The 13,808-nt window shown below is 42.0% G+C and carries 18 protein-coding genes; all 18 read right to left on the bottom strand.

What is annotated here, in order from left to right:
• Positions 1-123 precede the first annotated feature (123 nt).
• The gene (pqqE, locus tag V7077_RS16705; protein WP_335503952.1) at positions 124-1,266 is read right to left on the bottom strand and encodes a pyrroloquinoline quinone biosynthesis protein PqqE; all 1,143 of its coding nucleotides are present in this window, start codon (positions 1,264-1,266) and stop codon (positions 124-126) included.
• Positions 1,247-1,585 (bottom strand): pyrroloquinoline quinone biosynthesis peptide chaperone PqqD, encoded by a 339-nt coding sequence (gene pqqD, locus V7077_RS16700; RefSeq protein ID WP_335503991.1) that lies wholly within the window; start codon positions 1,583-1,585, stop codon positions 1,247-1,249. Before pqqD ends, pqqE begins: the two co-directional genes overlap by 20 nt.
• A 21-nt stretch (positions 1,586-1,606) precedes the next feature.
• Positions 1,607-2,344, bottom strand: coding sequence for a pyrroloquinoline-quinone synthase PqqC (gene pqqC / locus V7077_RS16695; protein ID WP_335503950.1), 738 nt, complete (start codon positions 2,342-2,344; stop codon positions 1,607-1,609).
• A gap of 3 nt (positions 2,345-2,347) precedes the next feature.
• Entirely contained in the window at positions 2,348-3,274 is a 927-nt protein-coding gene (gene pqqB / locus V7077_RS16690; RefSeq protein WP_335503989.1) for a pyrroloquinoline quinone biosynthesis protein PqqB, read from the bottom strand.
• Positions 3,270-3,509: a hypothetical protein gene (locus V7077_RS16685; protein WP_335503948.1), complete on the bottom strand. Its 240-nt coding sequence runs from the start codon at positions 3,507-3,509 to the stop codon at positions 3,270-3,272. Before V7077_RS16685 ends, pqqB begins: the two co-directional genes overlap by 5 nt.
• 55 nt (positions 3,510-3,564) lie before the next feature.
• The gene (pqqA, locus tag V7077_RS27760; RefSeq protein WP_205182009.1) at positions 3,565-3,639 is read right to left on the bottom strand and encodes a pyrroloquinoline quinone precursor peptide PqqA; all 75 of its coding nucleotides are present in this window, start codon (positions 3,637-3,639) and stop codon (positions 3,565-3,567) included.
• A 267-nt stretch (positions 3,640-3,906) separates the two neighbouring features.
• Positions 3,907-4,371: a hypothetical protein gene (locus tag V7077_RS16680; protein WP_335503946.1), complete on the bottom strand. Its 465-nt coding sequence runs from the start codon at positions 4,369-4,371 to the stop codon at positions 3,907-3,909.
• Between the two features lie 81 nt (positions 4,372-4,452).
• Entirely contained in the window at positions 4,453-6,375 is a 1,923-nt protein-coding gene (locus tag V7077_RS16675) for an outer membrane protein assembly factor BamB family protein (RefSeq protein WP_335503944.1), read from the bottom strand.
• Between the two features lie 258 nt (positions 6,376-6,633).
• Positions 6,634-7,026 (bottom strand): 30S ribosomal protein S9, encoded by a 393-nt coding sequence (rpsI, locus tag V7077_RS16670; protein ID WP_215047056.1) that lies wholly within the window; start codon positions 7,024-7,026, stop codon positions 6,634-6,636.
• Positions 7,027-7,046: 20 nt separating this feature from the next.
• The gene (gene rplM / locus V7077_RS16665) at positions 7,047-7,484 is read right to left on the bottom strand and encodes a 50S ribosomal protein L13 (RefSeq protein ID WP_335503942.1); all 438 of its coding nucleotides are present in this window, start codon (positions 7,482-7,484) and stop codon (positions 7,047-7,049) included.
• A gap of 413 nt (positions 7,485-7,897) precedes the next feature.
• Positions 7,898-8,635 (bottom strand): tRNA pseudouridine(38-40) synthase TruA, encoded by a 738-nt coding sequence (truA, locus tag V7077_RS16660; RefSeq protein ID WP_335503939.1) that lies wholly within the window; start codon positions 8,633-8,635, stop codon positions 7,898-7,900.
• A 12-nt stretch (positions 8,636-8,647) separates the two neighbouring features.
• On the bottom strand, positions 8,648-9,445 hold the full coding sequence (locus V7077_RS16655; protein WP_335503937.1) for an energy-coupling factor transporter transmembrane component T family protein: 798 nt from the start codon (positions 9,443-9,445) through the stop codon (positions 8,648-8,650).
• On the bottom strand, positions 9,442-10,311 hold the full coding sequence (locus V7077_RS16650; protein WP_335503936.1) for an energy-coupling factor ABC transporter ATP-binding protein: 870 nt from the start codon (positions 10,309-10,311) through the stop codon (positions 9,442-9,444). The genes V7077_RS16655 and V7077_RS16650 overlap by 4 nt, the downstream gene beginning before the upstream one ends.
• The gene (locus V7077_RS16645; protein ID WP_335503934.1) at positions 10,287-11,126 is read right to left on the bottom strand and encodes an energy-coupling factor ABC transporter ATP-binding protein; all 840 of its coding nucleotides are present in this window, start codon (positions 11,124-11,126) and stop codon (positions 10,287-10,289) included. Before V7077_RS16645 ends, V7077_RS16650 begins: the two co-directional genes overlap by 25 nt.
• A 368-nt stretch (positions 11,127-11,494) precedes the next feature.
• Complete coding sequence (gene rplQ, locus V7077_RS16640; protein ID WP_215047068.1) at positions 11,495-11,857, bottom strand: 50S ribosomal protein L17; 363 nt, start codon at positions 11,855-11,857, stop codon at positions 11,495-11,497.
• Between the two features lie 52 nt (positions 11,858-11,909).
• A complete protein-coding gene (locus V7077_RS16635; RefSeq protein WP_215047070.1) occupies positions 11,910-12,854 on the bottom strand; it encodes a DNA-directed RNA polymerase subunit alpha in 945 nt (314 codons plus the stop codon).
• A 174-nt stretch (positions 12,855-13,028) separates the two neighbouring features.
• On the bottom strand, positions 13,029-13,418 hold the full coding sequence (gene rpsK / locus V7077_RS16630) for a 30S ribosomal protein S11 (RefSeq protein ID WP_024027886.1): 390 nt from the start codon (positions 13,416-13,418) through the stop codon (positions 13,029-13,031).
• Between the two features lie 22 nt (positions 13,419-13,440).
• Positions 13,441-13,806, bottom strand: coding sequence for a 30S ribosomal protein S13 (rpsM, locus tag V7077_RS16625; RefSeq protein WP_335503930.1), 366 nt, complete (start codon positions 13,804-13,806; stop codon positions 13,441-13,443).
• Positions 13,807-13,808: the final 2 nt, after the last annotated feature.

Raw genomic sequence — 13,808 nt, 5'->3', positions numbered from 1 at the left:
GGCTTAATGTCACACGAAAGCCCCATGGCAGGCTAACGCCTTTTCACTATTGATTGAACAAGTCGAAAAAAAATGGTGCTGGAGGGTATGTACGTGTCCCCTGCAGCACCACTATGGCAACGCCTATTTTTTTAATAACCGTTCTATTGCAGATCTTTCCTGAGAATGTCTCCGATAGATTATGGGGGATGATGATTCAATCGGTTTGCTGTTGGCATCCTGTATAGCTTTTTCAATTAAATGATGTTCTGGTGCCCATTGGCAGACTGGGTCCACCGCATAAGCATCTCCCGTTAAGGCAAAAGCCTGACAGCGGCATCCTCCTCCATCCTGATGCCTCAAATCACAGGAGAGACAAGCTTTGGGCATCGATTCTTCCCCCCGGAAACGGTTAAAAGATTCTGATTCAAACCAAATAGATTCTATCGAAGACTTACGGACATTTTCAAAAGATAATTCTTTTATTATCCCGGCGGTTGGACACGGAAGGGCAATTCCATTCGGGGCTACTGTTAGACCAATAGCTCCCCATCCCCCCATGCAAGGCTTGGGTGCAGATGCATAATAATCAGGAATCACCCAAATCATTTCCATTTTCCGCTTCAGTCTTGCTTTAGCAGCTTCATAGATAGCACTTGCACGCTCAATCTGGTCCCTGCTTGGCAGCAATTTCTCCCGATTCAGCAGTGCCCAGTTATAATACTGGGTGTTCGCCAGCTCCAACCGCTCGGCTCCCAGTTCTTCCGCAAGCTGAACTATCTCCCCCACCTGATCAAGATTCATTCGGTGTAATACCACATTCAATGACAAATGCAAGTCTGCCTGTTTTACAGCAGTGACCGCTTCCCGTTTTTTCTCAAAGGCTTTGTATCCGCCTATCCGATCGGAAAGCTTCGCTTCTGCTGCTTGAAAGCTCACCTGCACATTTGCTAAACCGGCTTCCTTAAGCCGAATCGCTTTTTCCACTGTTAAGCCTATGCCGCTTGTGATGAGATTGACATACATTTCTAGGCCAGCAGCGTGGCTGATAAGGGCTTCCAGGTCATCCCGCAAAAGCGGTTCGCCTCCAGAAAAATGAACTTCTACTACTCCCAATTCGGCGGCCTCGGACAAGACCCGGCTCCATTCCTCTGTTGAAAGTTCCATGGCTTCCTTTTCCAGTTCAATAGGGTTTGAACAATACGGACAATGCAAAGGACAGCGATGGGTTAATTCAGCAAGCAGCGAATAAGGGGGATGAACCACACTATGGCTCTGCATCTTCATGCTGAATCACCACCCATCCCTGATCCGCCATCTCCTGTAAAAATTCGGAAATGTCTGCCTCCATTGTTTTAAAATCAGGCAAGGCACCCGAATTCCTTGTTTCTGAGCCTGCCATTAGAGAGGTCCTGATGGATTCAGTGATGGTGTTCACGGTCTGGCTCCCGTCGCATAAACGAAGGATCGATGCGGCAGTTTCGTTTAGGACTACAACCTTTTCTGGTAGCAAAAGGAGATGTTTTTCTCTCACCTTATCAAATTTTAATCGCGCCTTTGCAGCGAGTTTTGGAAGACTGCCAGCTACAAAAATAGACTCCACCACCAATCATTTATTATTCCCAGCTCACGGTTTAGAGGGATAGGCCTTTTCGATCGCATCAAGCTGTGCCCATAACACATCACATTTGAACCGCAAGGCATTGACAGCCCGCTGCTGTGCTTCCGGTGTTTGACATTGGGTTAATACAAGTCTGAGTGCCACATCCGAATCACTGGGTGCCTGGGTCAAGCGGCTTTGAAAATAATCAAGCCCTGAACGGTCAATCCAAGGATACAGCTGCTCAAAAACTTTTATCCTTTTTGAGATAAGGTCAGGCGAAAACAGTTCCGTCAAGCTTGAAGCAACAGCTTCAATCCATGGTTTTGTCCGGGCAAAGTTCACATAGGCATCCACAGCAAAACGGACGCCCGGGACAACATGTTCCTCTCGTATGACTTCTTCCCGAGACAATCCTACCGCTTCTCCCAGCCGCAGCCATGCTTCAATACCGCCATCCTCTCCAGGCCTTCCGTCATGATCAAGAATACGGCCAATCCACTCTCGCCTCAATTCCCTTGACGGCAGATTGGACAGGATAGCTGCATCTTTAATTGGGACTGATTTCTGGTAGTAGTATCGGTTGGCCACCCAGCCGCGGATCTGTTCTTTGCTTAAGTTTCCTTGGTGCATCACGATATGAAATGGATGTTTGTCATGATAGGAAGAACGCCCTACATTCCTTAGCCGCTCCGTGAAGTCATTCGCCGGCCACAGTTCTTCCCTTTTTTTATCACGGCTAATGAACCCTGTTTGCTCCAGCAAAAGTCACACCTCCAATTCCATACCATCATAAGCAACTTCTATACCAAGCCGCTCCAATGTATACCTCTCCACTGAATCCTTTTTCAAAATAGGGTTGCTGTTGTTAATGTGGATTAGAATTTTTCTCTCTGCCGAGAAAGAGGCTAATAATTCCAAAGTGCCTGTTGGTCCGCTAATCGGTAAGTGGCCCATGCTTCTTGCGTCACGAGCGGCTGCCCCCATCCCGGTTAATTCATCTTCCGACCAAAAGGTTCCATCTACCATCAGGATATCGGCTTTTTTTAAGCAAGCTTCTATAGCCGGAGTGATCTTTTCTAATGTAGGAAAAAAAGCAAGACACCGGCCCGAATCCTCATTATGGAGAACCAGTCCAACCTCCCATATATCTTCCTGACAGTCCAGCTCCTGGGTCGACTTGGCATATAGCGGCGGTTTTTTCGAAACGGGAACCGGCTCAACGATGATGGTTCCTTCTGCTCCTTGATGTAATGGTTTCACCCTATGCCGAATGCCTGGATTAAGAGAATGCCATTCCCATGAACAATAATCTTTTAGAATTGGAAACACCGGAAAAGCGGAGTACAAACAGCTTCGTACCATCTTGGTTCCAAAAATCGTCATATTGGAGCCCTCCCGCAGGGACAATAGTCCAATCGTATGATCGAGCTCCGCATCGGTTAAAAAAACACCTGCAATAGGGGTCTCTCTTATGCCTGGACCTGCATTTAGTGAAGCAAAAGATTCAATTTGCCTGAGAATATCAGGGCCTGCATTGATGAGGTACCAGTCCTTTTCATTGGCAGTTACCGCAAGCGAAGATTGTAATAACGGCCGGAGTGAATTGTTTCCTGAGCGGACTGCCCGACAGTTGGGACAGGCACAGTTCCACTGCGGAAAACCTCCTCCAGCCGCTGCTCCTAATACTCTAATTCGAATTTGGATTCAGTCCTTTCCCTTCAATGAGGGCATTGTTTTTTTCAATATTCTTCGATTTTCCAAATAACCTGCCCACCTGCCAACCTATCGCCATATTCACCACAGCCATCAGGATAAATAGCCAATAGTCCCCTATTGGATCAGGAAGCAGGAGATCAACAAGCAGCCATCCTCCTGCTGTAGCACCCCCGATCATCAAGCCCATCACTGATTTTAAGTAACGATTCATTGGCACACCCTCCGTTTTTTTGTCAAAATCATGAACAAGAGGCAAGCATTCTGCGCTACTTGGCGATGTAGGAATACATCGTCACCTCGCAAGATGTGTTGATTATTTCGTACTCAGGCTTTAACCACATGTGATTCCCCCCTTTCAAGACACTTTCAATCATAATTATTATTAAAGGAGTGTCGTGTTTTACATTTCAAAACTATCTTATGTCGGCTGAAACACCAAAATAACTAAAATTTCATCCTGAAGTTGTCCCAAAGTAAACTCGTATTTTGCAGAATGCTGCAAATTTACCTGAAAAAAAAACAACCTGAGTCCATAAACTCAGGTTGTCTTGGTCCTATCGAACGATTTAAGAATGGTACGGGATACCTTTAGTTTTTCATCATCTACCTTAGAACTGACTACTCTTTAAGATAAAATCAACTGTCCATTGACCCTTTTGGTTCAATATTCCATGTGTATGAAATGACATTTTATAATTATCGGTTCGGTAATGGTGCATCTGTGCTATTATCGTCCCTCTATACTCATTATTACTTACTTTCTTAAACGATTCTGATTCCTCACGGACTAAGGTATTCCCAATCCAAATATACGGGTTTTCAATCAAACTTTTAGTATTCGAACTAACTTGTATATTTGAATTTGCGTTTATCGTATAATGCAGCTGAATGTCTTGGCCATGGTTTATGATCGAATAGTCATTGATGGTTAACCTGATTCCGTTATCCTCGGATGAACCTAACCCTATACTTGATTGAGCATTAGTCAAAGTTGGGCAGGCAAATCCAAAGACTAAGGAAATACATAAGGCGGCACCAATGAATCGCACGGTATAATTCAGTAATTTCCTCATTTTACACCATCCTTATTTTTCGTGAATATCTCATGTTTCGCCAATCTATATTCATCCTTTTAAGAAACAATCTAGTAAAAATCATTTCTTTTTGGATAGCCAATCCGCTAGTGCTTCAGCCTCTGCACCTTTAGCCATGCCTGCTGGCATGCGGTCGCCACCATTTAGAATTTTATTCAATATGTCCTCTTTGGACATAGTTTTACCTATATGTTGAAGATTTGGAGCTGTTGCGCCTTGAAGATTATCCCCGTGACAGGAAATACAACTTCTTTTGTAAACCTTTTCCGGATCAATAACTACGTCTGCTTCTCCTTGTAATTTTGCATTTTTATTTATAGCTCCAGGTTTTAACTTGCCCCCGAGACCATAAACAACAACCTTCGTACCACCAGTAATAACTGCAACATATTCATGGCCGTCAACTGTATATATAGAAGGTGCCATTTTGATTTGTTTTCCTCCACTTTGCATACTCCATAATACTTTACCTGTTTTAATATCAAGAGCATTTACATTTCCACCCAATTCCCCGTAAAAAGCAAGACCGGCAGCAGTACTTGTGAATCCGCCATACATCGGATCGTCCGTTTTATTTTGATATACTTTTTTTCCTGTATTCATATCAATTGCTGTAATGGTACCAGAAACATCAACATCCTTTGGCAAAGGAAGTATCTTTGTTCCCGGGAAGGTATTATTATCTTTTGCAATCTCTTCTGCATCCTTAGCTGCCACCATTAAATTAGGACTATTAATACCTGGAATAAGCACATAGTTGGTTGCAGGGTCATAAGTCTGTGGAGCATAGCTTTCTCCACCTGGTGTTCCTGGCCATTGAAGTACAGCTTTACTCTCATCGCTTGGTATGTCCGAATGTTGAATTTTCACAAAAGGTACCCCATCATAAATGGTTTTCCCTGTTTTTGCGTCCCAAGCATACCACTTTCCATTCTTACCGCCTTCAACCACAACCTTTTGCTTTTTCCCACCGACCTTTGCATTGAGGATCATCGGTGTTGCGGCAGCGTCATAATCCCATATATCGTGGTCAACTTGACCAGCTGCCCACTTAAACTTCCCTGTTTTACTATCTAAAGCAACGATAGAATCGGTATATGGATTTTTTCCTTTTCTATCTGCATCGTAAAAGTCCGGAGCGGGATTCCCTACTGCAAAATACATCATATCAGTATCTGGATCAAACGACATCGGTGTCCATACGGAACCTCCGCCCGTATATTTACCTTTCGCCCAGCCCGTTCCTCTTTCAGGAACGGTCCAAAACGGCTCTTTCCATAGCGGTTCCAGGGTATCTGCTTTAAACGCCCAAACAAAACCTCTTGTACCATTATCACCGCCGCTGCTTCCGACGTAAACGTTGCCATCATAATACATCGGAGCTGAAGATTCATAATATCTGTTTTCTAACTTGATAGAAGGTTCATGCTCCCAAAAGTTGACCATTTTTAACAGTTTTCCGTTCTTTGCATCAAGTTTGGCCAGCCGATTATCTATCATCAAGACAAATACATTTCCATTGGCCACTGCAACACCCCTGCTTGCCACATTGGACTGCCATGGCAAACCATTAATATGATCAAGTACGTCTTTGGGCGGTGTCCATGCCCAGAGCTTCTTTCCACTTGCAGCATCGATCGCAAACACATGATTTTTCGCACTAGTCACATACATGACCCCGTCGTGGACAACAGGGAAATCTTCTTGTAAATTTGGAACATCCTTATTCCAATCTAATATATCCTGCTGCCATGCAATCCCCATTTTTTTTACATTATCTTTTGTAATCTCTTTATAGGGCACATGTCGGGTATGTTGAAAATCATATCCCCAATTTGGGAATCCTATCTCATCTTCCTGTTTTGCCTGGTTGGATTCCTTGGTTTCCCCTTTGTTTTTTGCATTATTCTTGTTATTTGACTGACAGCCAACTATAACCATACTCGCTAGCAAAACTAAACCTAATGACTTTAAAAATCGCATTACGGAAATATCCTCCTGGCATTATGAAATAATAAATTGATTTTTGATGATGAATTATTCCACTTAGAGTCTTTATACCTCCTTAAGACATTCTAATTTTTATAAGAACATTGGTATAATTACCTAAAGCACAAAAATTATACAAATAGTGCCTAATTCTTCCTTTCCTCTTTTAAAACTGTTGTACGACCAATTATTTATTTTAAGCATAAAAAAAGACCCCCAGCCAAAATGACTGAGAGTCTTTGAAACGCAATATTAACGTTTTGAGAACTGAGGCGCACGACGAGCACCTTTAAGACCGTATTTCTTACGCTCTTTCATACGTGCATCACGAGTTAATAAACCTGCGCGCTTTAATGATGGACGGAATTCTGGGTCAGCTTGAAGTAATGCACGAGCAATACCGTGGCGGATTGCGCCAGCTTGACCAGTGTATCCACCGCCGCTTACGTTTACAAGAACATCATAGCTGCCAACTGTTTCAGTTGCAACTAGAGGTTGTCTTACAACAACACGTAATGCTTCAAATGGGATATAATCTTCGATTTCACGACCATTAACTACAATTTTACCAGTGCCTGGAACTAAGCGCACACGTGCGACAGAGCTCTTACGACGACCAGTACCGATATATTGAACTTGTGCCATAATTTGTCCCTCCCTCTAAATTAACCGCGAAGTTCGTAAACTTCTGGTTGTTGTGCTTGGTGTGGATGCTCACTGCCAGCATACACGTGTAACTTTTTGAACATTGCGCGTCCTAGAGAATTCTTTGGAAGCATGCCTTTAACTGCAAGCTCGATCATTTTCTCTGCATAGTTAGTACGCATTTCTAGAGCAGTTCTAGTTTTTAAACCACCTGGGTGCATTGTGTGACGGTAGTAAATTTTGTCAGTTAATTTCTTACCAGTTAGTTCTACTTTAGAAGCGTTAAGAATAATTACGTTATCACCAGTGTCAACATGTGGTGTAAAAGTTGGTTTGTTTTTACCGCGTAAGATTGAAGCTACTTCAGAAGCAAGACGACCAAGAGTTTTGCCTTCTGCATCAATCACATACCATTTACGCTCGATATTGTTGGCATTTGCCATAAACGTTGAACGCATGAGTTTCCCTCCTATTAAATCCATTAAAGATTATTATTTTCGCACTTTTAAAGCTATCAGCGTTCGATTCTGTTCCGGGAATAAACATCTGATATCCTCGTGCAGTCATTTTCAAAATCATATATTTTCAATCACGATGAAGACTTTCCGGGGCTTTATCGTGGGATTAAAAACACGCACATCTAATATAATAAATACTACAGGTCAAAATGTCAAGAAAATGTTACACCAGGTTAGGTTGCTTTATAAGAAAGGCGGAAGTGCCTGTTTAGCGACATATGGACTGGAGCGCTCCAACTGAGATAAAGGAAACACGAAGAGCAATAGCGATTCGATGTTGACTTATCGTAGGGCGGAGCGCGAAGTACACTAGTCGCTGGGCACTGAAGCCAGCCACTGCTCAAAGTACCATGTTAATAAAATACTTTCCACAGATATAATCCCTGAGCCGGAGCAGTTTTACCAGCAAAACGGCGGTCTACTTTAACCAGGATATCCGGCATTTCTTCTGGCTTTCGTTTTCCTAAACCTACTTCCAATAACGTTCCTGTCAGGATACGAACCATATTATATAAAAATCCATTGCCCACAAAACGCAGCGTCAGAAAATCGTTGTCTTGTAAAAAATCAATGGTTTCAATGGTCCGAATTCTATCTTCAACTTCTGTCTTTGCTGAACAAAAACTAGTAAAATCATGAGTTCCTATGAAAAAGCAGCTAGCTTCCTTCATGGCCGCTATATTTAAGTCATAAGGGTAATGAACAGAGAAATTCCGTTGAAAAGGATCCCTCATTTTTGAAAGCTGCAGAACATAGCGATATTCTTTTCCAACCGTATCAAAACGGGCATGAAAGGAGGAATCTGCTTTTATAACTGAAAGAACAGATATATCCTGCGGCAGCAGCGAATTAAGAGCTATTTCCCATTTTTCCTCCGAAATCGGAAGTGGAGAATCAAAATGAATGACTTGTCCCTTTGCATGAACCCCCGCATCTGTTCTACCTGATGCAAAAACTTTAATATGTTCTCCTTTATGCATCTTGGCTAAGGCAGTTTCTAGTTCAAATTGAACGGTTCGTTTATTGGGCTGTACTTGGTAACCAAAGAACCCTGAACCATCATAAGAAATAATCGACTTATACCTTTGCATTATTTCGCTCCATTATGACCGTAATATGATAAGTAAAATAGTTAATACAGCTAATAAAAGGATTTGGAGCGTATCTACTGGCCTCCAGCTAAGTTGACGGTACTTTGTCCTTCCCTCACCGCCGCGATAGCCACGTGCCTCCATCGCAATGGCTAGCTCCTCCGCCCGTTTAAAGGCACTGACAAACAAAGGAATCAAAAGTGGAATAACTGCCTTTACCCGCTCCTTTATTGGACCGCTGTCAAACTCCACTCCACGGGCAATTTGCGCTTTCATAATCTTATCGGTTTCCTGCATCAGCGTTGGAATAAACCGTAAGGAAATAGACATCATTAACGCCATCTCATGGACCGGAAACCGGACCTTCTTCAACGGATTTAAAAGAGTCTCCATCCCATCGGTAATTTCTATCGGACTAGTTGTTAGTGTTAATAGAGAAGTCATGAGAATTAAGAAAAAGAATCTTAATGAAATAAAAATTCCCTGTCTTACCCCCTCTTCATAAATCTCCACCGGCCCCCATTTAAAGAGAAGGTCACCCTGTTTTGTAAAAAACAACTGCAGTACTAACGTAAATAAGACAAGCCATATGACCGGTTTGAGACCGCCATATAAAAAGCGGACAGGAATTTTCGACATACCAAGCATATAAAAAGTATAAATTCCAATAAGTACATAAGTAATCCAGTTATTAGCAAAAAAGATGATACAAACAAATAAAAAGATAATTAATAGTTTTGAACGAGGATCCATTTTGTGAATGGTCGAATCAGCAGGGACATAACGGCCAAAAATCATTTTTTCCATCATGAGCGAACACCCCTGGTTAAAACCTCGGCAACCTTTGATGATAACTCATCAATAGTGAGATAAATTTTGTCTAACTTTATGCCTGTTTGTTTTTCTAGTTTCAACTGAAAGCGAACTACTTCCGGAACATCGAGGCCCATTTGTACTAATTCGGCTGGAGCTGAGAAGATTTCTTCCGGTGTCCCTTTTTTTGTCACTCTCCCCTGCTGCATGATAACGATTTGATCCGCATACCTTGCTGCATCTTCCATACTATGGGTTACTAATATAGTAGAAAGCTTTCTTTCTTTATGAAGTTCATAAAACATATCCATAATTTCTTTACGGCCTCTCGGATCTAGCCCTGCAGTTGGCTCGTCTAAGACAATCACATCAGGCTCCATTGCCAGCACTCCAGCAATGGCCACACGACGCATTTGCCCGCCTGAAAGATCAAATGGCGACTTTGCCAAAATTTCCTCTGCAAGACCAACTTGTTGTAATGCCAGCCGCGCTCGTTTCTTAGCCTCTGTTTCAGGAACGCCAAAATTCATTGGGCCAAATATAATGTCCTTTTCCACAGTTTCCTCAAATAATTGATGTTCCGGAAATTGAAAGACGATTCCAACCTTTTGTCGGACAGGCTTTAAATGTTTATTTTTCTGTCCAGATTTAATTTCATGACTACCAATCTTCACAGTCCCCTTGGAAGGCTGCAACAATGCATTCAAATGCTGTAAGACCGTTGACTTACCTGAGCCCGTATGACCAATGATTGCCATGTAAGTGCCAGCTGGAATATCAATCGAGACATCTTCAATCGCCAGCCGTTCAAAAGGGGTATTTGCCTGATATCGATATTCTACTTGCTGAAGCGAGATGTCCATAACTCTGTCACCAACTCTTCTTCCGTTAAATAGTGCTTTGATAGTGTCATTCCATTTTGACGGAAAGCTTTGCTCATCTTTACAGAGAAAGGGATGTCCAATCCTAACTGGATCAATTGTTCATCCATGGCAAAAATCTCTTCCGGTGTTCCCTCACGAAATACTTCTCCTCGGTTCATGACAATAATTCGATCAGCTTTGGCGGCCTCATCGAGGTCATGGGTAATGGAAATGACAGTAAGAGACTTTTCTTGTTTAAGCAGACGTACAGTCTCTAAAACCTCTTCGCGGCCTCTTGGGTCTAGCATTGAGGTGGCCTCATCGAGGATAATAATGGAAGGTCTTAAGGCTAATACACCTGCAATCGCTACACGCTGCTTCTGTCCACCAGATAGATGGTGCGGCTCTTGATATAGAAATTGATCCATTTTTACTCTTTTTAATGAATCTTCTACGCGATGCACCATATCTTCTCGAGGTACCCCATTATTTTCTAAACCAAAAGCCACATCATCCTGGACAGTTGTCCCTACGAATTGGTTGTCAGGATTTTGAAAGACCATGCCAATCTTTTTACGAACATCCCAAATTGTCTCTTCATTCAGCTTTATGCTACCAATGGTGATTTCGCCTTCTTGAGGAAATTGAAGACCATTTAATAATTTCGCCATTGTTGATTTACCAGACCCATTATGTCCGACAATCGCAAGCCATTCCCCTTCATAAATATCAAAGCTTACATTTTTTAAGGCATACCTTTCCTGTGTATCATATTGGAAGGATACACCCTTAAGAGATACAATTGACTTTTTCATCGCGCCATTCTCCTAGCTAAACTATTCTCCGCTCAGATGCTGCTAAAATCATTTTATCTTGAATATAACAAAAAAAGCCTGCACCTCGTCCCTAAGCAGCACGTATTCATCTGCAAGTAAAGGGATTTCTAAAAAGAAATGGGAGGAGGTGCATGAGCTAGACGAGACGTGAAGAAGAAAACAATAAATAGGTTTTCATTCCGAAGAGTATAAAGTACCTCCTGATGGCTCTTAAGATAAGAGTCACGCTCATCATAACACTCGTTTGGCTTGTGTCGAACAATTATAAAAATTTCTTTTACAGAAAAAGGGCAAAGAACAAGTTTGTTTGTAAACTGTCCAGCGCCCTTGTTGTCTGTTTAAGTGTATTAAACTAACTCGATAATAACCATTGGCGCACCGTCACCGCGGCGAGGTCCAAGTTTCATAATACGAGTGTATCCACCTTGACGCTCTTGGTAACGTGGAGCGATATCAGCGAAAAGTTTTTGAACTGCATCTTGACCATTTTCAGCATTAGCAACTTCATTACGAACGTAAGAAGCAGCTTGGCGGCGAGCATGTAGATCTCCGCGCTTACCTAATGTAATCATTTTCTCAACAGTTGAGCGAAGTTCTTTCGCACGAGTTTCTGTTGTTTCGATGCGCTCGTTGATAATTAAATCTGTAGTTAAATCACGTAGCATAGCTTTACGCTGTGCGCTTGTGCGTCCTAACTTTCTGTATGCCATGAAGGGTTCCCTCCTTTGTTGAAGTCATAAAACAGATATCAGCTACGATTGACTAGTCGTCTTTACGTAAGCCTAATCCAAGCTCTTCTAGTTTTGCCTTCACTTCTTCGAGTGATTTGCGGCCTAAGTTACGAACTTTCATCATATCTTCTTCAGTTTTATTAGCTAGTTCCTGAACAGTGTTGATTCCAGCACGCTTTAAGCAGTTGTAAGAACGAACAGAAAGATCTAGTTCTTCAATAGTCATTTCTAGAACTTTTTCCTTTTGATCTTCTTCTTTTTCAATCATAATTTCAGCATTTTGAGCTTCGTCGGTTAAACCCACGAAAATATTCAAATGCTCGGTCAAAATTTTCGAACCAAGAGCAATCGCTTCTTTTGGCCCAGTGCTTCCATCTGTCCAAACATCAAGCGTTAGCTTATCAAAATTTGATAATTGACCTACACGCGTATTTTCTACTTGATAAGACACACGTGAAATTGGCGTATAAATAGAATCAATCGGAATAACACCAATCGGTTGATCTTCTCTCTTGTTCTGTTCAGCCGGTGTATATCCACGTCCACGTCTAGCGGTTAAACGCATACGAAGATGTCCATTTGTAGCCATTGTAGCAATATGAAGGTCTGGATTTAAAATCTCAACATCGCTGTCATGGGTAATGCTGCTAGCTTTAACAGGTCCTTCACCTTGCACATCAATTTCAAGTGTTTTCTCTTCATCAGAGTAAATTTTTAAAGCCAATTTTTTAATGTTTAAAATGATGGATGTTACATCCTCTACGACGCCTTCAATTGTTGAGAACTCATGAAGTACCCCATCGATTTGAATCGATGTAACAGCGGCACCTGGGAGTGAAGATAATAGGATACGACGTAAGGAGTTACCCAAAGTGGTACCATATCCACGCTCAAGTGGCTCTACGACGAACTTACCGTACTTGGCATCATCGTTGATCTCAATCGTTTCGATTTTTGGTTTTTCTATTTCGATCATCAAATAACCCTCCTTCAAAACGTCGAAACTTCATTAGGTATTCCTAACTGAAATTCCCCCATGTATACGTTCCCGTTTTGTGCACAACAACTGGAATAAAATATTCTGTAATAGTGCAAATAATTAATATCATATCCCATTATAGACATATGATAAGAATTCTATACAGAAAAATTAAACACGACGACGTTTTGGCGGACGGCATCCATTATGAGGAACAGGTGTAACGTCTTTAATAGCAGTTACTTCTAGACCAGCAGCTTGAAGAGCACGGATCGCAGCTTCACGGCCAGCACCAGGTCCTTTAACGGTAACTTCTAAAGTTTTCATACCATGTTCGATGGAAGTTTTAGCTGCTGTTTCAGCTGCCATTTGCGCTGCGAATGGAGTAGATTTACGAGAACCTCTAAATCCAAGCGCACCTGCACTTGACCATGAAATTGCATTACCATGAACATCAGTAATAGTTACAATAGTATTGTTAAATGTTGAACGGATATGAGCAATACCAGATTCAATATTCTTTTTAACACGACGTTTACGTGTATTAGTTTTACGAGCCATTTAAATTAACCTCCTTTGCCGATTACTTCTTCTTGTTCGCAACAGTCTTACGAGGACCTTTGCGTGTACGAGCGTTGTTTTTCGTATTTTGTCCACGAACCGGTAAACCACGACGATGACGTAATCCGCGGTAGCAGCCGATTTCCATTAAACGCTTAATGTTAAGAGAAATTTCACGGCGAAGATCACCTTCGACTTTTAATCTGTCGATGATGTCACGGATTTTGTTTAATTCGTCTTCAGTTAGATCACGTACACGAGTATTTTCTGAAACACCAGCTTCAGCTAATACTTTTTGTGCAGTAGCTTTACCAATACCATAAATGTAAGTCAAAGAGATAACTACACGCTTTTCACGTGGAATATCTACACCAGCAATACGTGCCATAA

This window comes from Neobacillus vireti, assembly GCF_036962465.1.
In the GTDB taxonomy this organism is placed as follows: Bacteria; Bacillota; Bacilli; order Bacillales; family Cytobacillaceae; genus Neobacillus; species Neobacillus vireti_B.
This window is presented reverse-complemented; position numbering and strand designations above follow the sequence as displayed.

What these genes read in the sequence shown, in the direction of transcription:
- V7077_RS16685 (WP_335503948.1), bottom strand. Translation starts at nt 3,509, where the DNA reads ATGAATCGTTACTTAAAATCAGTGATGGGCTTGATGATCGGGGGTGCT.
- V7077_RS16655 (WP_335503937.1), bottom strand. Translation starts at nt 9,445, where the DNA reads ATGATGGAAAAAATGATTTTTGGCCGTTATGTCCCTGCTGATTCGACC.
- truA (WP_335503939.1), bottom strand. Translation starts at nt 8,635, where the DNA reads ATGCAAAGGTATAAGTCGATTATTTCTTATGATGGTTCAGGGTTCTTT.
- V7077_RS16645 (WP_335503934.1), bottom strand. Translation starts at nt 11,126, where the DNA reads ATGAAAAAGTCAATTGTATCTCTTAAGGGTGTATCCTTCCAATATGAT.
- V7077_RS16635 (WP_215047070.1), bottom strand. Translation starts at nt 12,854, where the DNA reads ATGATCGAAATAGAAAAACCAAAAATCGAAACGATTGAGATCAACGAT.
- V7077_RS16650 (WP_335503936.1), bottom strand. Translation starts at nt 10,311, where the DNA reads ATGGACATCTCGCTTCAGCAAGTAGAATATCGATATCAGGCAAATACC.
- rpsM (WP_335503930.1), bottom strand. Translation starts at nt 13,806, where the DNA reads ATGGCACGTATTGCTGGTGTAGATATTCCACGTGAAAAGCGTGTAGTT.
- rpsK (WP_024027886.1), bottom strand. Translation starts at nt 13,418, where the DNA reads ATGGCTCGTAAAACTAATACACGTAAACGTCGTGTTAAAAAGAATATT.
- rplM (WP_335503942.1), bottom strand. Translation starts at nt 7,484, where the DNA reads ATGCGTTCAACGTTTATGGCAAATGCCAACAATATCGAGCGTAAATGG.
- rpsI (WP_215047056.1), bottom strand. Translation starts at nt 7,026, where the DNA reads ATGGCACAAGTTCAATATATCGGTACTGGTCGTCGTAAGAGCTCTGTC.
- V7077_RS16675 (WP_335503944.1), bottom strand. Translation starts at nt 6,375, where the DNA reads ATGCGATTTTTAAAGTCATTAGGTTTAGTTTTGCTAGCGAGTATGGTT.
- rplQ (WP_215047068.1), bottom strand. Translation starts at nt 11,857, where the DNA reads ATGGCATACAGAAAGTTAGGACGCACAAGCGCACAGCGTAAAGCTATG.
- V7077_RS16680 (WP_335503946.1), bottom strand. Translation starts at nt 4,371, where the DNA reads ATGAGGAAATTACTGAATTATACCGTGCGATTCATTGGTGCCGCCTTA.
- pqqE (WP_335503952.1), bottom strand. Translation starts at nt 1,266, where the DNA reads ATGAAGATGCAGAGCCATAGTGTGGTTCATCCCCCTTATTCGCTGCTT.